Below are 22,078 nucleotides of genomic sequence, written 5' to 3'. Positions count from 1 at the left end.
GGCTTGCTCGCGAAGGCGGTTTTTCTGGCACCTTGATGGTGGCTGTGCCGACGCCTTCGCGAGCAAGCCCGCTCCCACAAGGGGGGGCAGTGTTGTCTGAAGATTATTCGCCGCGATAGATGCAACCGCTGGTGCAGGTCTCGTGGATACGGATCGCACTAAGCTCCGGCAGCAATGGCTTCAATTCCTGCCAGATAAACTTGGCCAACACTTCGCTGGTCGGGTTTTCCAGGCCGGGAATGTCGTTCAGGTAGTTGTGGTCCAGGCGCTCGTACAGCGGCTTGAAGATCGCCTTGATTTCCGAAAAGTCGCGGATCCAGCCGGTGTGCGGGTCGAGGTCGCCGCTCAGGTGGATTGCCACTTTGAACGAGTGACCGTGCAGGCGCCCGCACTTGTGGCCGTCCGGTACGTGGGGCAGGCGGTGGGCGGATTCGAAGGTAAATTCTTTGAAGATTTCCACAGTTTTTCAGCTCTGTTCAGGTGGCGTTCGCCGCAGCGATTCGGGCAGGCGGCGAGTTTACCAGTTTGTCCTGACTAAAGGGTCAGCAAGCGCTCGCCGAGGCGACCGTTGGCGACCAGTTCGAGGAATTCGTCGCCCAGGCGGCGGCTTTCGTCCATGGTGGTGCGCCAGTATTTCTGCCTGCTCGGGGCATCGCCCATGAAGCGCTTGAAGTCGTTACGGTCCGGCAGTTTGCCGTAGGGCAGGCGCGCCAGGTATTCCTTCGACGGCGCCAGCAACAGCACATTCTGCAAGCGAGCCGGGCAGGCGCGGCGCCAAGGCAGGGTCTTGTCGAACCAGCCGGGGATCACCCGGTCGGTGAAGTGCGGGTACAGCACGATGTCGTTGCCGCTGTAGGGCAGGTCCAGGTGGTAATCCAGCAGACCGCCGTCGCGGAAGGTCCCGGCGCCGGCGCCCGGCAGGTCGCGCACGCCTTCCATCACCATCGGTATCGAGCCCGAAGCCAGCAGGGCCTGGCGCAAATTGCCGGCATTGAGGGCGACGAAGCGCGAGGGGAAGTCATTCAAGGCATTGACCGGCGGCGCCAGGCGCGGGTCGTGGATGATCAGGCGTTCGAAGTGCCGTGCCAGCCGCGCCCGGCCGCGCAGGTTGTCGGCGATGACCGATGACAGGCCCAGCCCCAGGCGGCCGCGATGATCGTCGGCCAGCAGGCCGTGGCTTTTGACCACCATGATGTTCAGGCGGTAATCGTTGTTGCCGAGGATCGAGGCATCACGACCGTCGAGCAGGTTATTGAGCATGCGCTGTGAGCTCTGGCTGATCTGCACCATGGTCACGCCCTTGGCAAAGTGTTGCTCGGTGTACAGCTGCCCGAGACGCCGGATGCCCTCGGCGGCGTCCGGCAGGCAGGCGCTGGCGAAGCGCCAGGAACCCACCGATGCGCCAATCAGCGAGCGTTCCCGCGGTGCCGCCGGCAGCCACTCGCCGAACAGCGCCAGGTCCAGACCCTGAATCCCCAGCGCCTTCGGACCGCCAGCCGCGCCAGGCAGGGTGCCGACGTCGGCGGCGTTCAAGCCGTTGTCACGGATGCGCACAAAGGCACGCGGGCCGGCCTTGAGGGTCAGGGAAGGGAACTTGATGTGGATGGCGGTCATTAAAGTCTCGAAGTCTGTTCAGCGGGCAGATTATGTGGGAGCGGGCTGAGGTGTCAGCAATGATGGCAATTCAGCTTCAATTAAGTTCCGCGGGTTAAGGTGGCTCGCCTGGGCCCCGACGCAACGCTGAGATTGCGCGCCGCTGGTACCATTGTGGCTTTCGAGAAGCTCACACCACTCGCACCGACCAGGTATCCCGGTGATCGGCAGCAGGGTATCGACCGGATCTGGAATTAGACGCTGTCAGCGGGCAGGTTCTCAAGGATCATCAGGATTGGTAATGAAGGTGTTTTTATTCAATCGATGCACCGGCAGCCGGATGGTGCTGTTGCTTCTGGCATTTTGCTCGGCAGTGATGGCCCGTGATCTGGATCAGGATGAAGCCCTGCGCCTGCGTCAACAGGGCGTGATCCTGCCGCTGGAGCAACTGCTGCAGCAGGCGATGGATCGCTACCCCGGTGCGAAACTGCTGGAAGCCGAGCTCGAAGAAAAACACGACGTCTACATGTATGAAGTCGAGCTGCTGACCCCGGAAGGCGTGGTCCGCGAACTGGGCATCGACGCCACCACCGGCCGTTTACTCAAAGACAAGGAAGACTGATCCATGCGTTTGCTGCTGGTGGAAGACCATGTGCCCCTGGCCGACGAACTGCTGGCCGGTCTCAACCGCCAGGGGTATGCGGTAGACTGGCTGGCCGATGGTCGCGACGCGGTGTATCAGGGCAGTACTGAACCTTACGACCTGATCATCCTCGACCTCGGTTTGCCGGGCGTGCCGGGGCTAGAGGTGCTGGCGCAATGGCGCGCGGCGGGTCTGGCCACGCCGGTGCTGATCCTGACGGCCCGGGATTCCTGGGCCGAACGCATCGAAGGCCTGAAGGCCGGCGCCGACGATTACCTGACCAAACCCTTTCATCCCGAAGAGCTGTTTTTGCGCATCCAGGCGTTGCTGCGCCGCTCCCATGGCCAGGTCAACCAGCCAACGCTCAGGGCCGCCGGGCTGCATCTGGACGAAGGTCGGCAGTGCGTTGTGCGCGACGGTGCGGACATTCAGCTGACCGCCGCGGAGTTTCGCCTGTTGCGTTATTTCATGCTGCACCCCGAGCAGATCCTCTCCAAAAGCCACCTCGCCGAACACCTCTACGACGGTGAAACCGAGCGCGATTCCAATGTGCTGGAAGTCCACGTCAACCACTTGCGCCGCAAGCTCGGCAAGAGCGTGATTGAAACCCGTCGCGGCCAGGGTTATCTGTTCGGCGGGCAAGCTCGGTGAGATCGATCCAGCGCCGCTTGAGCCTGGGCCTGATCAGCGTGATGGTGGTCGTTGGCCTGGTGCTGGCGCAAACCAGCCTGTGGCTGTTCGAAATGGGGTTGCAGCGCTACCTCGAAGCCGGGTTGCGCAATGACAGCGAGAACCTGCTGGCGGCACTGGTGCGCGGGCCGCAAGGCTTGCAACTGGATGAGCGACGCCTGTCACCGGCCTATCAGCGGCCGTTCTCCGGGCATTATTTCCGCATCGATTTCGCCGACGGCCATTGGCGTTCCCGTTCTTTATGGGATCAGGAAATGCCGGTGCTCGATCACCCCGGCCTGCACGGCAACCTGCAACTGGGGCCGGAAGGGCAACAGTTGCTGGTATTGCGTACGGACTATCGACGTTCGGGGTTGCCGATCTCCATCAGCGTCGCCGAGGATTACACGCCAATTCGCGAAAGCTTCCGGCGCATGCAACAGCTCGGGTTGGGCCTCGGATTGACCGGGCTGCTGCTGATTCTGCTGCTGCAACGGATTACCGTGCGCCGCGCCTTGCGTCCGCTGGAGCAGGCCCGCGAGCAGATCGCGCAGTTGCAACAGGGCCAGCGTTCGCAACTCGATGACCAGGTGCCGGTGGAACTGGAGCCACTGGTGGCGCAGATCAACCACTTGCTGGCCCACACCGAGGATAGCCTCAAGCGCTCACGCAATGCCCTGGGCAATCTCGGCCATGCCCTGAAAACCCCGTTGGCGGTGCTGTTGAGCCTGGCTTCAAGCGAGCAACTCGACGCACACCCGCAACTGCGCAAGACCCTCAAGGAGCAACTGCAACAGGTCGAGCAACGACTCAATCGGGAGCTCAATCGTGCGCGGTTGTCCGGCGATGCGTTGCCGGGCGCATTGTTTGATTGCGATGCTGAACTCCCCGGATTGCTGGCCACCCTGAACATGATCCACGGCGACCACCTGGCGCTGAGCTATCGCGCACCGGCCGGCCTGCAATTGCCCTGGGATCGTGAGGATCTGCTGGAACTGTTGGGCAACCTGCTGGATAACGCCTGTAAATGGGCGGATGCCGAGGTTCGCCTGAGTGTGGCCGAAACTGCAGAGGGGTTTGAACTCAGCGTGGAAGATGACGGCCCGGGCATTCCCGAAGAGCGTCGTGATCAGGTGTTCGGCCGAGGGACGCGGCTGGATGAGCAAACCCATGGGCATGGTTTGGGGCTGGGTATCGTGCGTGACATCGTCGATAGCTGGAGCGGCAAACTGTCGTTGCTGGAAAGCGAGTGGGGTGGGTTGAAAGTCGTCATCGAGTTGCCCAAACACACCTGAAGTCACACCAGGAACCCTGTGGGCGAGCCTGCTCGCGAAAGCGGCCTGCCAGTCACATTGATAGTGAATGTGCTGCCGTCTTCGCGAGCAGGCACGCTCCTACAGGGGATTTTGCGGGGCTTAAACGCGGAACTGATCCATCAGGCTCTGCTGCTGGTTCGCCAGGCTGTTGATCTCCTCCACCGCGCTTTGCTCTTCGGTGGCACTGGAGATCGCAATCCACTGCACACTCAGGGTCCCCACGAGCTTTGACACCGCGCCCACTCTGCGGCAAAGTGCGCGCCCTCTAATAAAACCCATTCCTTTTATCCGCTGGCGGCTCTCGCAGACTGCCGGCCGGACTCTTTTCGCTTGCCCAGAGGTATGACAATGAATGCAGTAATTGCCGCGGTTGGCATCATGCTGATCCTCAGCCTGTCCCGCGTGCATGTGGTGATCGCCCTGATCGTCGGTGCGCTGGTCGGTGGCTTGACCGGTGGCCTGGGGATCGAGGCGACGCTCAAGGCTTTCAACAGCGGCCTGGGTGGCGGGGCGACGGTGGCGTTGTCCTACGCCTTGCTCGGTGCTTTCGCCGTGGCCATTGCCAAGTCCGGCATGGCCCATGCGCTGGCCGACAAGGCCCTGGCCATGGTCGATCGCCAGCACGCCAGCGGCGGTGGCCAGGTCAAATGGCTGCTGATCGGCCTGCTCTGGGTCGTGGCCATCGCCTCGCAGAACATCCTGCCGATCCATATCGCGTTCATTCCGTTGCTGGTGCCGCCACTTCTTTATGTGCTGACCAAGCTGCAACTGGACCGTCGCCTGATCGCTTGTGTCATGACCTTCGGCCTGATCACGCCCTACATGTTCCTGCCGGTGGGCTTCGGCAACATCTTCCTCAATGAGATCCTGCTGGCCAACGTCGCCCGCAGCGGCGTGGACATCAGCGGCATCAATGTGACCCACGCCATGGGTATTCCAGCCCTGGGCATGGTGGCGGGCCTGCTGATCGCGTTTGTCAGCTACCGCAAGAAGCGTGTCTACGACCTGGCGAAGATCGAACAGGTCGAGCAAGTGGCGGTGCAATACAACCCGCTGAGCCTGATGGTGGCCGGTGTGGCCATCGCGGCGGCGTTCATCATCCAGTTGTTGCTGGACTCGATGATTATCGGTGCACTGGCCGGCTTCCTGATTTTTTCGGTGTCGGGCATCGTCAAATGGCGCGACACCGACGACCTGTTCACCGAAGGTATGAAAATGATGGCGATGATCGGCTTCATCATGATCGCCGCCTCCGGGTTTGCCGAAGTGATGAAAGCCACCGGTGAGGTGCAGACGCTGGTCGAGTCGTCGGCGTCGTACATCGATCACAGCAAGGGCATCGGCGCGTTGTTGATGTTGCTGGTGGGGTTGCTGGTGACCATGGGCATCGGTTCGTCGTTCTCCACCGTGCCGATTCTGGCGGCGATCTTCGTGCCGCTGTGCGTGCAACTGGGCTTCAGCCCGTTGGCGATCGTGTGCATCGTCGGCACGGCCGGTGCTCTGGGCGACGCCGGTTCGCCGGCTTCGGACTCGACCCTGGGCCCGACCTCCGGCCTGAACATCGATGGCCAGCACCATCACATCTGGGACACCGTGGTCCCGACCTTCCTGCACTACAACCTGCCATTGCTGGCGTTTGGCTGGGTGGCCGCGATGGTCCTGTAACCCCGAAATCCCTGTGGGATCTTCTGCGGACCTGATGACCGCGTTCAACTTTTGCATTGGCGTGCCGTTAAAGCTTTTAACCACGCCAACAAAATCAAAAGAGTGAACGTCATGCGCATGAGCCTCAAGGCTAAAGTCCTGTCCCTTGCCGTCCTCCCGGTGTTGCTGTTTGCGCTGGTCATCAGCCTGACCACGCTGTTCATTCTGCAGGATCAGGTGCGCAAGGAAGTCGAGCAGACCCGCGAGCGCCTGCTCAGCGATGCCAAGGCGACCTTGCAAAGCTACGTGGCCGTGGCCATGACCACGATCAAACCGCTCTACGACGCGGCCGCCCCCGGCGAAGGGGCGGCGCGGGCCCAGGTGATCAAGCTGCTGTCGAGCATCACCTATGGCAAGGACGGCTACTTCTTCGGCTACGACTCCAACACTGTGCGCCTGTTCAAGGCCAACAGCCCCGAAGGCGTGGGCCAGAGCTTCAAGGACAACCGCGACCCGAACGGTGTCTACGTCAACCGCGACCTGGTGAAAGTCGCCAAGGACGGTACGCACTACCTGCAATACAGCTCGCCATTACCCGGCAACACCCAGGTGCTGGTGCCCAAGCTCGGCTACACCGAATACCTGCCGAAGTGGGACATGGCGGTCGGCACCTCGGTCAACCTCGACGGCATCGAAGCACAAGTGGCGGTGGTCGAAGCCAAGGTCCAGGAGCGCATGCAAGGCATGGTGCTGAGCATCGTCGGCGTGGCGGTCGTGGTGCTGCTGGTGATCGCTGCCGCCGGGATGCTGCTGGCCAACACCATTCTGCGTCCGCTGCATTTGATGAAAGCCAACCTCGACGACATCGCCGCTGGCGAGGGCGATCTGACCCGCCGCCTGACCATCACCAGCCAGGACGAACTCGGTGAACTGGCCGGCTCGTTCAACCGTTTCGTCGACAAGATCCACGGCCTGGTGCGGCAGATCACCGAAATGACCTCGCAACTGACCGGACTGGTGACTCAGGTGTCCGACCAGGCCAACCGTTCGGACCAGGCCATGGAACGTCAGCGCCATGAGACCGATCAGGTCGCCACGGCGATCAACGAAATGTCGGCGGCGGCCCAGGAAGTGGCCAAGAGTGCGCAGAACGCCGCGGTGGCAGCCCAGCAGACCGACGAAGAAGGGCAGGCAGCCAAGCGCGTGGTGGCCGGCAGCATCGAGAAGATCCATGCCCTGGTGGACGACATCCGCAGCAGCGGTGTGTCCCTGGACAGCCTGCAAAAAGACGTGTCGTCGATTGTCAGCGTGCTCGGGGTGATCCGCTCGATTGCCGAGCAGACCAACCTGCTGGCGCTCAACGCGGCCATCGAAGCTGCCCGCGCAGGCGAGGCCGGACGCGGCTTTGCGGTGGTGGCCGATGAAGTGCGGGCGCTGGCCAGCCGCACGCAAATCAGCACCCAGGAAATCCAGGGCATGATCGACCGCTTGCAGGCCGGCACCCAGTCGGCGGTGGAGGCGATGCGTCGCTCCAGCGAGGCCGGCGACGGCACCTCAGCCCAGGCCAACGAAGCGGGGGCTTCGCTGGACACCATGGCCCAGCTGATCGCGACCATCAATTCGATGAACGCGCAGATCGCCAGTGCCGCCGAAGAACAGACCGCCGTGGCCGAAGAGATCAATCGCAGCGTGCACCAGATTGCCGTGGCGGTGGACAACGTCGCCGACGAAACCCAACTCGGCGCGCAGACTTCGCGCAGCCTGGCCGACCTCGGTCAGCGCCTGGGCAGCCTGGTCGGGCAGTTCCGGATCTGACAGAGCAACTTTTTGTGGCGAGGGGGCTTTCTCGCGCCGGGCTGCGCAGCGGCCCCAAAAATCTGTGAGCGCTACGCACTCAAGCGGGAGCAAGCTCCCTTGCCACAAAAAATCGCAGCCTGTGGCGGCTCAGGTTTTGCGTACACCCGCAAAATGACGGTTGTACCGGACCCATGGAGGAGCCGCCCAGGCTGCGATCTTTTAATCTTCTACTCAGGCGGATAGATTCGATCCAGCGCCCGGTTCACCGCCAACTCGCCTAGCATGATGACTTGTGCGATACCCAGCAGCGTATTGCGACTCGTCCCCTCCGTACGATCCGCCAGATCCAGGGTCATGACATTGGCCGAGGCCAGTGACTCACACGCATGAGCCAGCAGGGTTTCACTATCGAGTTCCGGATTGACGATGAACATGGTGCAGAGTTTGCGCGGGGTGGCCTGTATGTCGGCGGCAGAGGGGATGCGTTCGGACCGCTCGTGGGAATTGTTTGAGTCGAGGGCTTCTGAAAGTTTTGCCGGATCTGCGTCCGGGGGATTCGGTGTTGGTTTGTTCATAAGTGCTTCCCTTTAGTGGTTGGGCCGCACCATCTCGCTACTACACGAAAGGGTGGCAGCTGTGCGCAAGTTAGTAGACCGGCAAGGAAAGCAAAAACCGGCGCGCCCGAGGACGCCATGCGCACAGCTACCATCAAGTGCAGGCGAATACCTGACTGATAATGCTCATGCGACCGCTTTAACCTTGGCCGGGCTACTAAACCCGATCACTGACGATCAGTGACGCGAATCAAGTTACCGAGCGGCCCCAGGGCGCACAAGCCGGCGGATTCTGGCGTAACCGTAGGCAACGACGCAAGGCGTTGTGGCTTTCGAGAAGTAAGCTTGATGGGTTGTCCGACAAGGCCTGGAAAACTCTTACAGTTCAGGCGCATCGGTATACGGACGCGTCCTACGTCACCCGCAGAAATGTCCTATTCCAGCCCTGATCACCTTCGTGAAAGCTGTCGAGCGCTTGAACGAGGGTGGATTTACAACCTCCCCGTACACCTCAAACAGGCCAGGGAGGTCTGAACCTTGCTCAACATACCTAGCACCTTCTTCGACCACAGCCGCCACAAATTCCACGTCCGCGGCTTCGACGCCGCCTTCGACGTCCTTTCGCGTGCAGCGGTGCGGCCCATCAATTGCTGCAAGTGCCAGCGCCCTCGCAACTGACAGACACCCAAAGCCAAGTCCACGGAATTTACGGATTTCTCTGCCTGATCTTTTCCAGAACAAGGAGCGACACTCAACATGGCCAGTTTGCTTGCCCGATTTTTTGGATTTCACGGCAACCGCGGGGACTCGCGATGGGATGGGCCGAGTTCTCCGAGCTCGCCACCACCCGATACCCGGCCAGTCCCGGCGACCCCGGAAGCGGATAACTCCACACTGCTCCCTCTGAAAAACTGGTGCCATCCGTTCAAGGACAAACGCGATCCGCTGGCGCAGTTGACTCACATGGCCAATGCCGCTGCCGGTTACTACCCGCTAGGCCGCAGCGGGCTCTTTCATGGCGGCGTGCATTTCGACAGCGGCACCGTCGGCATCCTGGATCAGTCCAGCGTGCATTGCCTGGCCGACGGCGAAGTGGTGGCCTATCGCGTCGACACGCAGTCGCCGAAAACCGCTTACTTCGCCAATGATCGAACGGTCGAGAAACCCTTTTCGCGCAACTTCGTGTTGGTTCGCCATCACCTTCAACCGCCGAAGATCGAAGGTAGCCAGGACACTCCACCAAGCCTGATTTTTTATAGCCTCTACATGCATCTGCAGGATTGGGCGATGTATCAGAAGGATTCCACCCTCGCTCGCCCAAGATTCTGGCCCGAGCGTCCGACCTTTCGCGTCAAGCAGACGGCGTATGACGTCTTTCCCGGCCGGCCTGAACAGCGTGGCCTGAACGTGCGCAATAAGTTGAATGGCCAGGTAATCGATGTTCTGCCGCGAGGCGCCGAGGTGACTATTAGTGGCACCGGACAATTTCGCAAGTTGGAGAGCAGTCTGGGACCGGCCAAACTGCTCAACCCCGATGGCTCGATCAAGGGCTATCTCTCTACTCAGGTGCTCAAACACCCAGACCGCAAAGAAACCCGCATCAGTTCGTCGAAGACGACAGTCAACGTCCGGGCCGAACCGGTGATTGCCGATAACGTAATGTTCGATTTACCGGTTGAATCGGAAGTCACGGTCAGTGGCGAAGGCGAGTTTCGCAAGCTCGAGCGCATCAACCAGTATGTGCATTTTGACTCGCTGGAAGGTGCCATTGAGCCGGTAGCGACAGATCAGGTAGTGGTGCTTGACCAGCCTGTCGCAATCAAGGCAGGTGACCTCATCGGCCACCTCGGCCTGTATCAGGACGGCGGCGCGAATCAGCCGGATAAGAAGCTGCACCTGGAAACCTTCAGTGGTGATGACGTCGAGGAATTCATCGAAGCCAGTCGATTGTGGGCCCAACGCCTGCCGGAGAAAGACAGAACTTGGCTGAAACTCCCCATGGGCACACCGGTGGTGGCGCCTGAAGGAAATGTCACCGCTGCGCAATTGCAGGCGTCGAGTGATCCCAGCCCGCGCAGTGCTGCCGATTTGCTGGTCCCCAAAAAGATGCTCGATGATCTGCCGGCGGACCGAAAAATCCAGGTGCCCGCGAGCCCGACGCGCAAAGCTCGCACCTGGTATCACCTGAAACATTTGCTTCACGACGCCGACAACAATCTTCTTGATGGCTGGGTGTGTGAAGAGCCAGGCGTAACGCCTTGGGTCAGTCCGTGGGCTTGGGAAGGCTATGACGTCATCATCGACTTCAGCAGACCCAAACACTTGCTGGCCTCTTTTCTCAGCGCCATCGGCCGCTTCAGCGACGCTGAACGCGAGCGCTATCGTTCCATTGCCGAAAAAGACGACAAGGGCCCGATGAAACGCCGGTTGTACGAGATCATCGATCGCAACCGCGACGGCAAGATGACGGCCACTGAACTGCAAGCGGCCCTTGAGCGACCGGCTCATGCGCAGGCGATTTCGCAGATGATCCTGTACAAGGAAAGCGAGTGGTTTCAGCAGCCGAAGGTATGGGACGCACTGGATGAGTTGCTCGGCCATAGCGGCTCGACACCGCACTTGAATTGGCTGGCGGAGAAGCAGCGGATTGCACAGTTGGGGTGGTGGAGGGAAGTTGCGGAGAAGGTGGGGTTGCCTTCGTGGGGGAGTGTGTATCACTTTCATCCGATTGGGATGTTTGGTTACTTTGCGAACACTGTAAACGGAGTGCTGAATTGCAAAATATGTGGCACTACGCTCAAATTAACGAAAGGTTTTTTGAGCGAAATATGCGGCAGCGAAGTGAACCCGCTTTTCATCAGTGCAATGGTTGAAGCATCTAAAAACCTGTTCAAGAAATACGGACTAGATAGCTGTGAGCAAATCACGCATCTGCTAGCGCAAGCAAAGAAGGAGACTGGCGGGTTTTTACAATTTCGAGAGTCGTTGAACTACTCTAGGCGAACATACACTGCCGCCAAACTTTATAGATTATCTCCGACTGTAATCAATGCGGGGTTTTCTAGGAAAGGGCTTTCCTTCGCAAGTGATGAAGAAAAACTGAATTGGATAGATGAACATCTTATAGGTAACGATGCAGCTTACGGCTTGCATTGTTATGGCAATGCTGAGCAGCCAGGAAAAGATTTTAGAGGACGAGGGTTGATCCATCTCACTCATTATGAAACCTATAAGAAATGCGCCAGAGATACAGGGCTGCCGATTGACTCTAACCCAGAGCTCTTGGAGAAAGATTTCGCCGTTGCTATAGAAACAGCACTGTGGTTCTGGAAGGTAAGGCGTATAGCAGCGATTGCGGAAGATCCGTCCCTAAATGGGGACGTCGGCGTTACCGCGGTGACTCGCCCCATAAATATCGGATTGGCAGGTTTGCCTGATCGCCAAAAATACAAGCGGGAGATTACTAAAGAATTCAATGCTCACTTTGATAGTAGGTGTAAATGAAGTGATTAAGTTAATTATAATTTTTGGTTATCTGCTTGGATCGACGGCAATAGCGAGTGATCAAGGGTGCAGCGCTATTGGCCTTCGGGAAGCTTATGGCTATATGGATGTACATGGGGTGAAAGCATGTTTCGTCTACACAAAAGCAGAGGTGCAAACCGAGGGGCAGTTGTCCCGTGATCCTGATGAAATATCCCTTTACTCGGTTATTCCATCTGAAAGCCCAAAGTTTGTTTATGAATTTCCATACGCGGGTACGGAAGGAGCAATCACCGACGCTTTTTTTCTTCCAGTTGGTGGGATGGGCGAAGAAATGCTGTTCGTTATCCATCGCATGGAAACGCCAAGAGCGTGGGATCCGGTAAGTGATATTTACGACGTAAGTGTTATTAGGCTGGAGGGCGAAACTTTACTTCTTGATCGAAAGCGTACACGTTTTTTTGATCTGGGTGGGGATTCTGTCGATGAACAAGGACGATCAACGTATATATATCCGTACAAAGACAAAAAAAGTGTTGAAGCGGTAGTTGGTTCGCCCTTGTTTTACTCCATCATTGCTGACAAAGAAATCACAGGTACCATTTTAGAGAAAGCATTTCTTTTTGATGGTGGCTCTGAACCGGAACAGCAGAGTAAAACTAAGATGTATTTAATCGAGGGCGACAGAGTTTTGGTGACGGATTCGACTGCCGGATGGTGCAAGGTTTCCTACCAAGCAAAGATAAAGATGATTACGAAATGGGCTCAGTGTAAGTCGATAAACTTTTCGGCGAGTTAGGTGAAGACATGCCAATCAGACTGGATAAAATTCCTCCTCTCGCACTGCGCCCTCAACGACCTCGATTTTTGCTTTGGCTCGCCATGTTGTTGCTGTTTTGTTTGTTAGGTGTTGCAGCGACGCTGTTGTTCGGCGACGAAACATTACCTCAACGGTCTTCGGATTTCTGGAGCTGGGCCGTAAGCATTCCAATCCTGGTTTGGTGCGTGCTGGGTTTCGGGCGAGTGCTGTTGCACGCCGGCGAACAAGGTGCCGCCGATGGTTGGGATGAGGCTCGTGAAGAAGACCTGATCCGCAAGATTCGTCAGGGGCGTCGCTCGCAACAGGTGTTGGGAGTGAGCTTGCAGACTGCTCTTGAAGAACCTGCGGATGTTCCGGAAATACAGCTTGACGCTCTGCTGAGTGGGACGACGGCGCTGAAGTCACAAGCGTCCAGGGTGGATGGATCAATACTTCGCCATAGTTGTTTATCTAACGATGCAGATGAAAATCCGGAAGCAATATTGCTGAGTATATGGGCGCAGACGCTCGCCGACATGGTGCCCACTTTGGCGCAGTTGCCTGCCGATCAACCGCTGGCCCTGTTGCTGGATGTCGATACCGGTTTGCCGGAGAAGCAATGGCGCCGAGTTTGGCGACAGGCATGGCGCGAATCCGGTATTCGCCAGCCCGTTACCCCTGTGGATGGCACCGGTCTGGCTGCACTGGACCAGTGGCTTGACCAGCGTATTGGTGATCGGGCGTTGTTGTTGGTTTTGGCCGTGCAGTTTGCGCCGCAGCAGCCTGAAGGCACGGCGGAAGCCGCCGTCGGGCTGTTGTTTGGCAATCGTCTGACGCAAACCACATTGCCGCCGATAGCCTACCTTCACCGTCCGGAGCAGGAGCGCAAGCCCACCGCCGATGATCTGCTTTACGCTACGCGCCAGGCTCTTGATTGGGTGCCGCTTGAATCGACATCAATCGAGCAGGTTTGGCAAGTGGGTATTGATGGGCGACGGGCTGCCGCCATTGCAGGCGTGTTGTCTGAAGTCCCCATGTCAGTCAATAGGCCGGGATTGTGCAACCTCGATGCAATGCTGGGTCATCCAGGCTGCGCTTCGCCTTGGCTAGCCGTCGCTGCCGGGGCGCAGGCTATTCGGCGCGGTGCCGGGCCACAATTCATCTTCAGTGGCGGAGCGGCTGCGGCTGGTCTCTGGGGCACGGTGTTGATGCCAGCATCAGCACTTTTGAAATTGGAGTCTTGAACGTAGTTCTTACGGGTGATTTCTACCGCCAGCCAGATGAACATCTCGCCGGAAACCGTGCGTATGAACCGCAGGAATTTGTATTTGAAACTGGAGGTGGGTTCGCAGTCGGAGTTGTTTGCGTTGTTTATCGAGTGACTGCGCAGGCACTGAAAAGTCAAAAGATCGCAGCCTGCGGCAGCTCCTACACTTACGGTGTGCATCTGAGCACTGGCGACCACACAAGAGGAGTCAGCCCCATGATTGACCGCGAAAGTATCTGCGATTGTCCGAAATGTTCCTGCAAACTCGGTGAACATCCGATTGCCCGTCACGGCAAGCATTACTGCTGTGAAGCCTGCGCCAAGCACCATGAACACGGCGAGGAATGCACCCATAAAGAGTGCAAGTGCGCTCATGGCTGACAACCGCGAATGAAAAGTGGAGCCTAATCCGGCTCCACTTCCAGCCTGAGGCTGTCATCTTCCAGGCGTTCGCTGTGGCGCACGGTGCCTTGCAAGCGCCGCCCTTCGACCCGCAGCACCAGGGTCTTGGCTTGCTCCAGATCTTCCGGCAGTGGCGCCGGGACGCGTATGGCGAAGCAGAATGGGTCATTTTCGACCTGTTCCAGGCCGATCAGGCACTCGGCGCTCTTGGTGAGGCGACCGGTCGGCGTGTCCAGACCGTAGTCCAGCTGCGCAGGGCTGTTGACGGGTGTTGTGCTCATATCCCTTCCCCCGAACCTGATGGTTACCGGATATTAGTTCGCCGGCCGCCACTTGACGTTTTCCACGCCGAATTTTTCAGCCATCGGCTTGCTGGTCTTTTGCACTTTCTCGCGTCCGAATCGGGGGATTCGCCCCACTCCCGCGTCACAGCTCGCCCAATGCCAGGCTTCTGCGTTATCCATTTTTTCCAGGCGGATGATGAATGACTTGGGAGCGCCATGGAGGGTGTACTCGATGACGAATAATTTTGCACTGTTCATAAAGCCCCGGTTCCTCCCTGTCGTACATAGAAGGATCGCACGCCTTCAGGAAAATTCATTCGGTTTGTCGGACGGCGGCGGTTGCTGGCGACAAGTTCGGCGCCCCGTTACCATGGAACCTTCCCGTACCCCCAATGAACATTGACCATGGCCCTCGCCGCACCGCCTGACCTGAGTGATACCGATGTGCCTGTGCAACCGCTGGCTCGCACCTATCCGCGCGGGTTGTACATCGAGCCCCATGAGCACGTCTGGGGCCAGTTGCTGTATGCGATGAGCGGGGTGATGTGGGTCGAGACGCCGCACGAAGCACTGGTGGTGCCACCGCAGCGGGCGGTGTGGTTGCCGCCCGGCGTGCCCCACGGGATTCGCGTGGTGTCCGACTTGCAAATGCGCAACATCTACCTGCGACCGTCCCTGGCCGCAACCCTGGATGACAGCGTTCAGGTGATCGAGGTCGGCGGCTTGCTGCGCGAACTGATCGTCGGTCTGGTCGAGCAGGGTAACGACGGGGCGCCCGAGTATTACGACGCGCTGGTAGGCCTGGCGCTACTGGAACTCAAGCGGGCCAGGCGTTCGCTGCTGAAAATCCCGCTACCGGACGATTCCGACCGACGGCTGATGAACCTGTGTCAGGCGGTCATGGCCGCGCCTTCACTGGACATTCCTTTCGAACAACATGCGGATAACGCCGGAGCCAGCGTGCGCACCCTGGCGCGCCTGTTCAAGGACGGTTTGGGCATGGGCTTCGCCGAGTGGCGGCGTCAGGTGCAACTGGCGACGGCGGTGGCCGAGTTGATCCAGGGCGTACCGGTCAGCGCGATTGCCCGGGAGCTGGGCTATTCGCCGAGCAGCTTCAGCGACATGTTTCGTCGTGAACTGGGCGTTGCCCCTTCGCAGTTTCCTGCGGCGCAACGCCAGGACTGATTTCGTCGAGGCCAGGCTTTGGCCGAAATTCAGAAGCACTTGGCCGATGCACAAAGGCGTTGCCCTCTAGACTCAGCGCATACCTCAATTGCCCCGGAGTCTGCCATGAACTACCTCACGTCACTGGCCATCGGTCTGGGCGTCGGTCTGCTCTACGGCGCCCTGGACTTTCGTTCCCCCGCACCCCCGGCCATCGCGCTGGTGGGCCTGCTCGGCATGCTCGCCGGCGAAAAGCTCTGGCCGATGGGACGGGGGCTGGTGGCTGGCTGGATCTCCTGAACCCTTTTCGACTCGATGGATACGCCCATGAAAGCTCTGCAATTCGATAAAACCGGTGATCTCTCGGCCCTGCGCTACGTCGAGGTGCCTACGCCCGTGCCCGGCGCCGATGAAGTGCTGGTCGAGATCAAGGCCGCCGGCCTCAACCCCAGCGATGTAAAGAACGTGCTGGGGCGTTTTCCCTACACCACCTTGCCGCGGATTCCCGGTCGTGACTTTGCCGGGGTTGTCGTGGCCGGCCCGCAGGCGCTGATCGGTCAGGAAGTCTGGGGCACGGGCAAGGAACTGGGCTTTTTCGCCGACGGTTCCCACGCGCAATTCGTCAAACTGCCGGCTAACGGGGTGGCGCTCAAACCCACGCATTTGAGCTTCGCCCAGGCCGCCAGCCTCGGCGTGCCGTACACCACGGCGTGGGATGCACTGGAACGCAGCCTGGTGACGGCCGGAACCCGATTGCTGGTCATCGGTGGCGGAGCGGTCGGCAGTGCCGCGCTGGCCTTGGCCAAGGTGCGCGGTGCCCGGCTGTTGGCGGCCGCGCGGCGTCCGGAACAGGTCAAGGATTTGCAGGACCAGGGCTACCAGACCCTGCAACTGGATAAATCCGAAGACCTCGGGGCTCAGGTCAACGCGGTCTATGCTGGCGGCGCCGACGTGATTTTCGACACCACCGGTTTCTGGCTGCCGGCCTCGGTGCCTGCCCTGGCCGCGTTCGGCCGCATCGCGATCATCGCGGCGCCCGTGGACGGTCACGTGCAGTTGCCGGCCCTGGCGTTGTATCGCAAGGGTGGCTCGGTGGTGGGAATCAACTCGCTGCTGTACGGGGTGCAGGCGTGTGCGGCGATGCTTGACCAGTTCGGCAAGTTCTTCGATCAGGATTTGTTGCCCCTGCCACAAGGCTTGTTCGAGTCGCCTTTGGCTGAAGGACTGGAGCGCTATGCCGAAGTGAATCAAGGCAGCGGTGACAAAGTGATTCTGCTGCCATAACCCACAGAGGCACGGCTCACCACCGCATCTCCTACAAAGAAAAAGGCGCATTTGCTGTAGGATTGGTTACCTAGACTCCAAGAGGTAACCCCATGAGCGAGCCGATTCGCCTGACCCAATACAGCCACGGCGCCGGTTGCGGTTGCAAGATTTCCCCCCAGGTGCTGGAAGTGATCCTGGCCGGCAGCGGGGCGCAGAACCTCGACCCGAAGCTTTGGGTCGGCAACGCCTCGCGCGATGACGCGGCGGTGTATGCCATCGATGAGGAACGCGGCGTGGTCTCGACCACGGACTTTTTCATGCCGATCGTCGACGATCCCTTCGATTTCGGCCGAATTGCCGCCACCAATGCCATCAGCGACATCTATGCGATGGGCGGCGATCCGTTGATGGCGATTGCGATTCTGGGCTGGCCGGTGAACGTGCTGGCGCCGGAAGTTGCCCGGGAAGTGATCCGCGGCGGCCGTGCGGTGTGTGACGCGGCGGGCATTCCGCTGGCAGGTGGGCACTCCATCGACGCACCAGAACCGATCTTTGGCCTGGCTGTCACCGGCCTGGTGGAAAAGCGCCACATGAAGCGCAACGACACCGCCACCGCCGGTTGCCTGCTCTATCTCACCAAGCCCCTGGGGATCGGCATCCTCACGACGGCCGAGAAAAAGGGCAAGTTGCGTCATGCCGACATCGGCCTGGCCCGGGACTGGATGTGCACCCTGAACAAACCCGGCAGCCGTTTCGGCAAGCTCGACGGCGTAACCGCGATGACCGACGTCACCGGTTTCGGCCTGCTCGGGCACCTGGTGGAAATGGCCGACGGCAGCCAGCTCACGGCGCGCATTGAATACGACCGCGTACCGCGCTTGCCGGGGGTGGAGTACTACCTGGAACAGGGCTGCGTACCCGGCGGGACTCTGCGCAATTTCGACAGCTACGCGAGCAAGCTCGGACGCCTTCAGGAGCTGCACAAACGCGTGCTCTGCGACCCGCAGACCAGCGGTGGCCTGTTGATTGCCGTGACGCCGCAAGGCAACGAGCAATTCCTTTCGGTGGCCGCCGAACTGGGCCTTAGCCTGGAACCGATCGGTGAACTGGTCGAGCGACAGAGCAACGCGGTCGAGGTGTTTTGATGTTCGTCGACTGCACCGATTACCGCGACATCTTCCTCAACGACCGGCCAATGATGGACGCCCGCGCGCCGGTCGAATTCAACAAAGGCTCGTTTCCCGGCGTGATCAACCTGCCGTTGATGAATGACCATGAACGCCAGCGGGTCGGCACCTGCTACAAGCAGCACGGCCAGCAAGCGGCCATCGTGCTGGGGCATCAACTGGTGTCGGGCGCGGTCAAGGCCGAACGCATCCAGGTCTGGGCCGATTTTGCCCGGGCGCATCCGGATGGCCTGCTGTATTGCTTTCGCGGCGGTCTGCGCTCGCAGATAGTCCAGCAATGGCTCAAGGAGGAGGCCGGCATCGACTATCCACGGGTGGGCGGCGGCTACAAGGCCATGCGCACCTTCCTGCTGGACACTCTCGATCAAGCCGTGACCCAGTGCGATTTCGTCCTGTTGGGCGGGATGACCGGCACCGGCAAAACCGAGGTGCTCACGCAACTGGGCAACGCCGTGGACCTTGAAGGTCATGCCAACCACCGCGGTTCCAGTTTCGGCAAACGCGCCACGGGCCAACCCTCGAATATCGACTTCGAAAACCGCTTGGCCATAGACGTGCTGAAAAAACGCGCCCGGGGCATCGAGCAGTTCGTACTGGAAGACGAAAGCCGTGCGGTGGGCAGTTGTGCGCTGCCGTTGCCGCTGTACCAGGGCATGCAACAGTTTCCGATGGTGTGGCTGGAAGACAGCCTGGAAGGTCGGGTCGAGCGGATTCTGCGCGATTATGTGGTGGATCTGTGCGCCGAATTCATCGACGTGCATGGCGAAGACGGCTTTGCGTTGTTTTCCGAACGCTTGCTGGCGAGCCTGAACAATGTGCAGAAACGCCTGGGCGGCGAACGTCATCGGCGCTTGCTGGTTTTGATGGAGGATGCGTTGGTTGAGCAGGCCCGCAGTGGCGCGGTGGATCTGCACCGGAGCTGGATCGAAGGGCTGCTGTGCGAGTACTACGATCCGATGTATGCGTTTCAGCGGGAGAAGAAAGACGCACGGATCGAGTTTGCCGGGGAGCGAGGGGCGGTTCTCGAGTATCTGCGCGAGCGAGTGAATCAGAAGGGTTGAGGGTACTTTTGCCGGCCCCTTCGCGAGCAAGCCCGCTCCCACATTTAATCAGCGGCGGTCACAAAATTTGTGTTCGCTGGAGATCGAATGTGGGAGCGGGCTTGCTCGCGAAGGCGCCCGCTCAGACAACGCATGCCTCAAGTCGGGCAGGCTTCAGCGCCGTTATCCAGGCCTTGCTTGTACACATGGCTCTGCAAACTGGCCTTGCCGTTGTGCCAGGTCAGGGTCAGTACATACAGCGAGTCGTAGTCGCTGGACTCCCAGTCGTCGATGATCTTCGCATCCATGCCGGTGGCTTCGCCGGCCACCGTGTTGATCAGCTCCGGCAGGTAGCCGTGTGACCAGGCCGTGTAGATGACCGAGTTGTGATACTTGTCCTGGAGCAGTTCATCGGCCAGGTCACTGGTGTCATTGGCGGAAAAATTGATGTTCACCGGCAGGCCCAGTTTGATGGCGCTGGGGCTGATGGTCATCAGGGGACGGATGTAACTATAGGAATTATCGAACTCGCCTTCCTCGACGTTACGGGTCGGGTTGGCCGCGAACACATAGTTGGCCTTGCCGAACTTTTCCGGCAGCAGCGTGGCCAGGTCGATGGCGCGGTTGAGCCCCTGGCAATTGAGCTGGCCCAGGCCTGCGGCGGGTTTTTCCCCGTGGCGTAGGAAGACCAGCGTCTGGGTGCCATCCATCGGTTGGGCGCGACTTGCGCCGGGCTCCAGCGACAGGAACAACGCGCTGACCACCAAGAGGGCGGGCAACAAAAGGTAAGCGCGATGTTTAAAGCGTTTGGCAAAATTGAACAGGTTCATGAATAGAAGGATCTTCAGCGCAATTCGGTTAAGGCTGACAAAGCTTTACACCACGATTGTCCAGCGTCGGGTGTTTTCCATGTCATTGAAGCCGGTCCGTTTCAAAGGAGTGGTGCTCAGAGTCCCCTGAACCCGTTTGGTTCGATTTCGGTCGAGTGCCGGTAACCTTCAAGGGTTTGCAGCGAAGGCTATCGACAGGATGTTGCACAAATGTGGACACAATACACCGGATGGTGTTGAAACAGTGGCGATCTCTTTTGATCTCGCCTATCAGCGAGATTCATGGCTTCAAGGGATCGCTGAGCGGATATCTACATTATGATCGTCACTCTCAATGTCTTCGTGGATCCCGCCCATGACCGATTTGTCCGCATTCCCCATCACCCGCAAATGGCCTGCCCAGTATCCGGAGTGGATTCAGCTGTACTCCTTGCCGACCCCCAACGGCGTCAAGGTCTCGATCATGCTCGAAGAGATCGGCCTGCCGTATGAACCTCACCGGGTAGGCTTCGACACCAACGACCAGATGTCCCCGGAATTTCTTTCCCTCAACCCCAACAACAAGATCCCGGCGATCCTCGACCCCCACGGTCCGGACGACCAGCCGTTGGCGCTGTTCGAGTCGGGGGCGATTCTGATCTACCTGGCCGACAAGAGCGGGCAACTGCTGGCCCAGGAATCGGCAGCGCGCTACGAAACGATTCAGTGGCTGATGTTCCAGATGGGCGGGATCGGTCCGATGTTCGGCCAGCTCGGTTTTTTCAACAAATTCGCCGGCAAGGACTACGAAGACAAGCGTCCCCGTGACCGCTACGTCGAGGAAAGCAGACGCCTGCTCAAGGTGCTCGACGGCCGGCTGCAAGGGCGCGACTGGATCATGGGCGAGCGCTACACCATCGCCGACATCGCCACTTTCCCGTGGGTGCGCAACCTGATCGGTTTCTATGAAGCCGGCGATCTGGTGGGCATTCAGAACTTCCCTAACGTCACGCGGGTGCTGGAACGTTTCCTGACGCGGCCGGCGGTGGTGCGCGGGTTGGAAATCCCGAAACCAATCTCGAATTAAACCTCCTACCTCTCGTCCTCTGAAATTCAGGAATACCCATGTCCAGTCAGTTCCCCGAAGCACGCCCCCGCCGTCTGCGCCGCAATGCGAGCCTGCGCAGCCTGTTCCAGGAGACCGAGTTCAGTCTGAACGACCTGGTGCTGCCGATTTTTGTCGAAGAAGAAATCGACGACTTCGTGCCGATCAAAAGCATGCCGGGCGTGATGCGCATTCCCGAGTCGAAACTGGCCGGCGAGATCGAGCGCTACGCCCGTGCCGGGATCAAGTCGGTGATGACCTTCGGCGTATCCCATCACCTGGACAGCAGCGGCAGCGACACCTGGCGCGATGACGGCCTGGTCTCGCGCATGTCGCGCATCGCCAAGGACGCAGTGCCGGAAATGATCGTGATGTCCGACACCTGTTTTTGCGAGTACACCGACCACGGCCATTGCGGCGTGCTGCACAACCATGAAGTGGACAACGACCAGACCCTGATCAACCTCGGCCGGCAAGCCGTCGCGGCGGCCCGTGCCGGTGCCGACGTGATCGCCCCGTCGGCGGCGATGGACGGGCAGGTCCAGGCGATTCGCCGGGCGCTCGATGACGCCGGGTTTACCCAGACGGCGATCATGGCCTATTCGACTAAATTCGCCTCGGCGCTCTATGGCCCGTTCCGCGAGGCGGGTGGCAGTGCGCTCAAGGGCGACCGTAAAAGCTACCAGATGAACCCGATGAACCGCCGCGAAGCGGTGCGCGAATCGTTGCTCGACGAGCAGGAAGGCGCCGATGCGCTGATGGTTAAGCCAGCCGGTGCGTATCTGGACATCATCCGCGACATCCGCGAAGCCTCGCGCCTGCCGCTGTCGGCGTATCAGGTGAGCGGTGAGTACGCGATGATCAAGTTTGCCGCCCAGGCCGGGGCCATCGATGAAGACCGTGTGGTGCGCGAGAGCCTGGGGGCAATCAAGCGGGCCGGGGCAGACTTGATCTTTACCTATTTTGCGATGGATCTGGCCTTGGCCGGGATCTAAGGACCACCACATACCCTGTGGGAGCGGGCTTGCTCGCGAAAGCGGAGTGTCAGTGATAGAT

23 protein-coding genes and 3 pseudogenes are annotated in these 22,078 nt (G+C 59.6%); 19 read left to right on the top strand and 7 right to left on the bottom strand.

Annotated features, from left to right (window positions below):
* Positions 1 to 103: 103 nt before the first annotated feature.
* Together queD and AC1DVE_RS30120 are read right to left on the bottom strand one after the other, a co-directional pair.
* Positions 104 to 460: a 6-carboxytetrahydropterin synthase QueD gene (queD, locus tag AC1DVE_RS30125; protein ID WP_046042818.1), complete on the bottom strand. Its 357-nt coding sequence runs from the start codon at positions 458 to 460 to the stop codon at positions 104 to 106.
* Between the two features lie 74 nt (positions 461 to 534).
* Positions 535 to 1,614, bottom strand: coding sequence for a patatin-like phospholipase family protein (locus tag AC1DVE_RS30120; RefSeq protein WP_477784407.1), 1,080 nt, complete (start codon positions 1,612 to 1,614; stop codon positions 535 to 537).
* 108 nt (positions 1,615 to 1,722) lie between these two features.
* Here AC1DVE_RS30120 and AC1DVE_RS30115 point away from each other — a divergent pair.
* The 4 genes and pseudogenes from AC1DVE_RS30115 to AC1DVE_RS30100 all read left to right on the top strand — a co-directional run.
* A pseudogene (locus AC1DVE_RS30115) lies at positions 1,723 to 1,895 on the top strand (PepSY domain-containing protein); the annotation flags it as partial.
* On the top strand, positions 1,895 to 2,215 hold the full coding sequence (locus AC1DVE_RS30110) for a PepSY domain-containing protein (protein WP_223460795.1): 321 nt from the start codon (positions 1,895 to 1,897) through the stop codon (positions 2,213 to 2,215). The pseudogene AC1DVE_RS30115 and the gene AC1DVE_RS30110, both read left to right, overlap by 1 nt.
* Positions 2,216 to 2,218: 3 nt before the next feature.
* On the top strand, positions 2,219 to 2,887 hold the full coding sequence (locus tag AC1DVE_RS30105; protein WP_223538168.1) for a response regulator transcription factor: 669 nt from the start codon (positions 2,219 to 2,221) through the stop codon (positions 2,885 to 2,887).
* Entirely contained in the window at positions 2,884 to 4,200 is a 1,317-nt protein-coding gene (locus AC1DVE_RS30100; protein ID WP_223538171.1) for a sensor histidine kinase, read from the top strand. Before AC1DVE_RS30105 ends, AC1DVE_RS30100 begins: the two co-directional genes overlap by 4 nt.
* Positions 4,201 to 4,320: 120 nt before the next feature.
* Here the strand turns inward: AC1DVE_RS30100 and AC1DVE_RS30095 are convergent, their stop codons facing one another.
* Positions 4,321 to 4,455, bottom strand: coding sequence for a hypothetical protein (locus tag AC1DVE_RS30095; RefSeq protein WP_263287605.1), 135 nt, complete (start codon positions 4,453 to 4,455; stop codon positions 4,321 to 4,323).
* A gap of 114 nt (positions 4,456 to 4,569) precedes the next feature.
* Between AC1DVE_RS30095 and AC1DVE_RS30090 the strand changes: the two genes are divergently transcribed.
* From AC1DVE_RS30090 to AC1DVE_RS30080, 3 genes and pseudogenes are all read left to right on the top strand, one after another.
* Positions 4,570 to 5,886 carry a Na+/H+ antiporter family protein gene (locus AC1DVE_RS30090; protein WP_150725793.1) on the top strand — a complete coding sequence of 439 codons (1,317 nt, stop codon included), beginning with the start codon at positions 4,570 to 4,572 and terminating at the stop codon, positions 5,884 to 5,886.
* A 111-nt stretch (positions 5,887 to 5,997) separates the two neighbouring features.
* A pseudogene (locus tag AC1DVE_RS30085) lies at positions 5,998 to 6,822 on the top strand (cache domain-containing protein); the annotation flags it as partial.
* A 36-nt stretch (positions 6,823 to 6,858) separates the two neighbouring features.
* Positions 6,859 to 7,680 carry a methyl-accepting chemotaxis protein gene (locus tag AC1DVE_RS30080; RefSeq protein ID WP_371925915.1) on the top strand — a complete coding sequence of 274 codons (822 nt, stop codon included), beginning with the start codon at positions 6,859 to 6,861 and terminating at the stop codon, positions 7,678 to 7,680.
* Between the two features lie 209 nt (positions 7,681 to 7,889).
* On the opposite strand, the gene AC1DVE_RS30075 is transcribed toward AC1DVE_RS30080, so the two are convergent.
* Complete coding sequence (locus tag AC1DVE_RS30075) at positions 7,890 to 8,237, bottom strand: DUF6124 family protein (RefSeq protein WP_223460804.1); 348 nt, start codon at positions 8,235 to 8,237, stop codon at positions 7,890 to 7,892.
* Between the two features lie 735 nt (positions 8,238 to 8,972).
* Here AC1DVE_RS30075 and AC1DVE_RS30070 point away from each other — a divergent pair.
* The 5 genes and pseudogenes from AC1DVE_RS30070 to AC1DVE_RS30050 all read left to right on the top strand — a co-directional run bounded on the left by AC1DVE_RS30070 (position 8,973) and on the right by AC1DVE_RS30050 (position 14,146).
* A complete protein-coding gene (locus AC1DVE_RS30070) occupies positions 8,973 to 11,720 on the top strand; it encodes a glycoside hydrolase family 19 protein (RefSeq protein WP_223460806.1) in 2,748 nt (915 codons plus the stop codon).
* Entirely contained in the window at positions 11,692 to 12,498 is an 807-nt protein-coding gene (locus AC1DVE_RS30065; protein WP_223460808.1) for a hypothetical protein, read from the top strand. Before AC1DVE_RS30070 ends, AC1DVE_RS30065 begins: the two co-directional genes overlap by 29 nt.
* Positions 12,499 to 12,506: 8 nt before the next feature.
* Positions 12,507 to 13,742, top strand: a complete 1,236-nt coding sequence (locus AC1DVE_RS30060; RefSeq protein ID WP_223460810.1) for a hypothetical protein — start codon at positions 12,507 to 12,509, stop codon at positions 13,740 to 13,742.
* Between the two features lie 21 nt (positions 13,743 to 13,763).
* Positions 13,764 to 13,880: pseudogene (locus AC1DVE_RS30055) on the top strand (helix-turn-helix transcriptional regulator); the annotation flags it as partial.
* A 101-nt stretch (positions 13,881 to 13,981) separates the two neighbouring features.
* Positions 13,982 to 14,146, top strand: a complete 165-nt coding sequence (locus tag AC1DVE_RS30050) for a metallothionein (RefSeq protein ID WP_080925374.1) — start codon at positions 13,982 to 13,984, stop codon at positions 14,144 to 14,146.
* Positions 14,147 to 14,169: 23 nt separating this feature from the next.
* On the opposite strand, the gene AC1DVE_RS30045 is transcribed toward AC1DVE_RS30050, so the two are convergent.
* Positions 14,170 to 14,448 carry a hypothetical protein gene (locus AC1DVE_RS30045; RefSeq protein ID WP_477784406.1) on the bottom strand — a complete coding sequence of 93 codons (279 nt, stop codon included), beginning with the start codon at positions 14,446 to 14,448 and terminating at the stop codon, positions 14,170 to 14,172.
* A 33-nt stretch (positions 14,449 to 14,481) separates the two neighbouring features.
* Complete coding sequence (locus tag AC1DVE_RS30040; protein ID WP_057714008.1) at positions 14,482 to 14,709, bottom strand: DUF6555 family protein; 228 nt, start codon at positions 14,707 to 14,709, stop codon at positions 14,482 to 14,484.
* A 147-nt stretch (positions 14,710 to 14,856) separates the two neighbouring features.
* Here AC1DVE_RS30040 and AC1DVE_RS30035 point away from each other — a divergent pair, with 147 nt between their 5' ends.
* From AC1DVE_RS30035 to mnmH, 5 genes are all read left to right on the top strand, one after another.
* Positions 14,857 to 15,636, top strand: coding sequence for an AraC family transcriptional regulator (locus AC1DVE_RS30035; protein WP_057714009.1), 780 nt, complete (start codon positions 14,857 to 14,859; stop codon positions 15,634 to 15,636).
* A 105-nt stretch (positions 15,637 to 15,741) separates the two neighbouring features.
* The gene (locus AC1DVE_RS30030; RefSeq protein ID WP_223460814.1) at positions 15,742 to 15,915 is read left to right on the top strand and encodes a DUF1427 family protein; all 174 of its coding nucleotides are present in this window, start codon (positions 15,742 to 15,744) and stop codon (positions 15,913 to 15,915) included.
* A gap of 27 nt (positions 15,916 to 15,942) precedes the next feature.
* Complete coding sequence (locus AC1DVE_RS30025; RefSeq protein ID WP_477784405.1) at positions 15,943 to 16,899, top strand: quinone oxidoreductase family protein; 957 nt, start codon at positions 15,943 to 15,945, stop codon at positions 16,897 to 16,899.
* 92 nt (positions 16,900 to 16,991) lie between these two features.
* The gene (selD, locus tag AC1DVE_RS30020; protein WP_223460818.1) at positions 16,992 to 18,026 is read left to right on the top strand and encodes a selenide, water dikinase SelD; all 1,035 of its coding nucleotides are present in this window, start codon (positions 16,992 to 16,994) and stop codon (positions 18,024 to 18,026) included.
* Positions 18,026 to 19,129 carry a tRNA 2-selenouridine(34) synthase MnmH gene (mnmH, locus tag AC1DVE_RS30015; protein WP_223533914.1) on the top strand — a complete coding sequence of 368 codons (1,104 nt, stop codon included), beginning with the start codon at positions 18,026 to 18,028 and terminating at the stop codon, positions 19,127 to 19,129. Before selD ends, mnmH begins: the two co-directional genes overlap by 1 nt.
* 137 nt (positions 19,130 to 19,266) lie before the next feature.
* Here mnmH and AC1DVE_RS30010 read toward each other — a convergent pair whose 3' ends face one another.
* A complete protein-coding gene (locus AC1DVE_RS30010; RefSeq protein WP_223460821.1) occupies positions 19,267 to 19,938 on the bottom strand; it encodes a histidine phosphatase family protein in 672 nt (223 codons plus the stop codon).
* A 355-nt stretch (positions 19,939 to 20,293) separates the two neighbouring features.
* On the opposite strand from AC1DVE_RS30010, the gene AC1DVE_RS30005 reads away from it, so the two are divergent.
* The gene (locus tag AC1DVE_RS30005) at positions 20,294 to 21,004 is read left to right on the top strand and encodes a glutathione S-transferase family protein (protein ID WP_223460822.1); all 711 of its coding nucleotides are present in this window, start codon (positions 20,294 to 20,296) and stop codon (positions 21,002 to 21,004) included.
* 38 nt (positions 21,005 to 21,042) lie between these two features.
* A complete protein-coding gene (gene hemB, locus AC1DVE_RS30000) occupies positions 21,043 to 22,017 on the top strand; it encodes a porphobilinogen synthase (protein WP_008021700.1) in 975 nt (324 codons plus the stop codon).
* Positions 22,018 to 22,078 lie beyond the last annotated feature (61 nt).

This window comes from Pseudomonas sp. P4_B4 (genome assembly GCF_056402255.1).
Note: the sequence above shows the minus strand (reverse complement) of the source record. Positions and strands in the feature narration are given on the sequence as shown.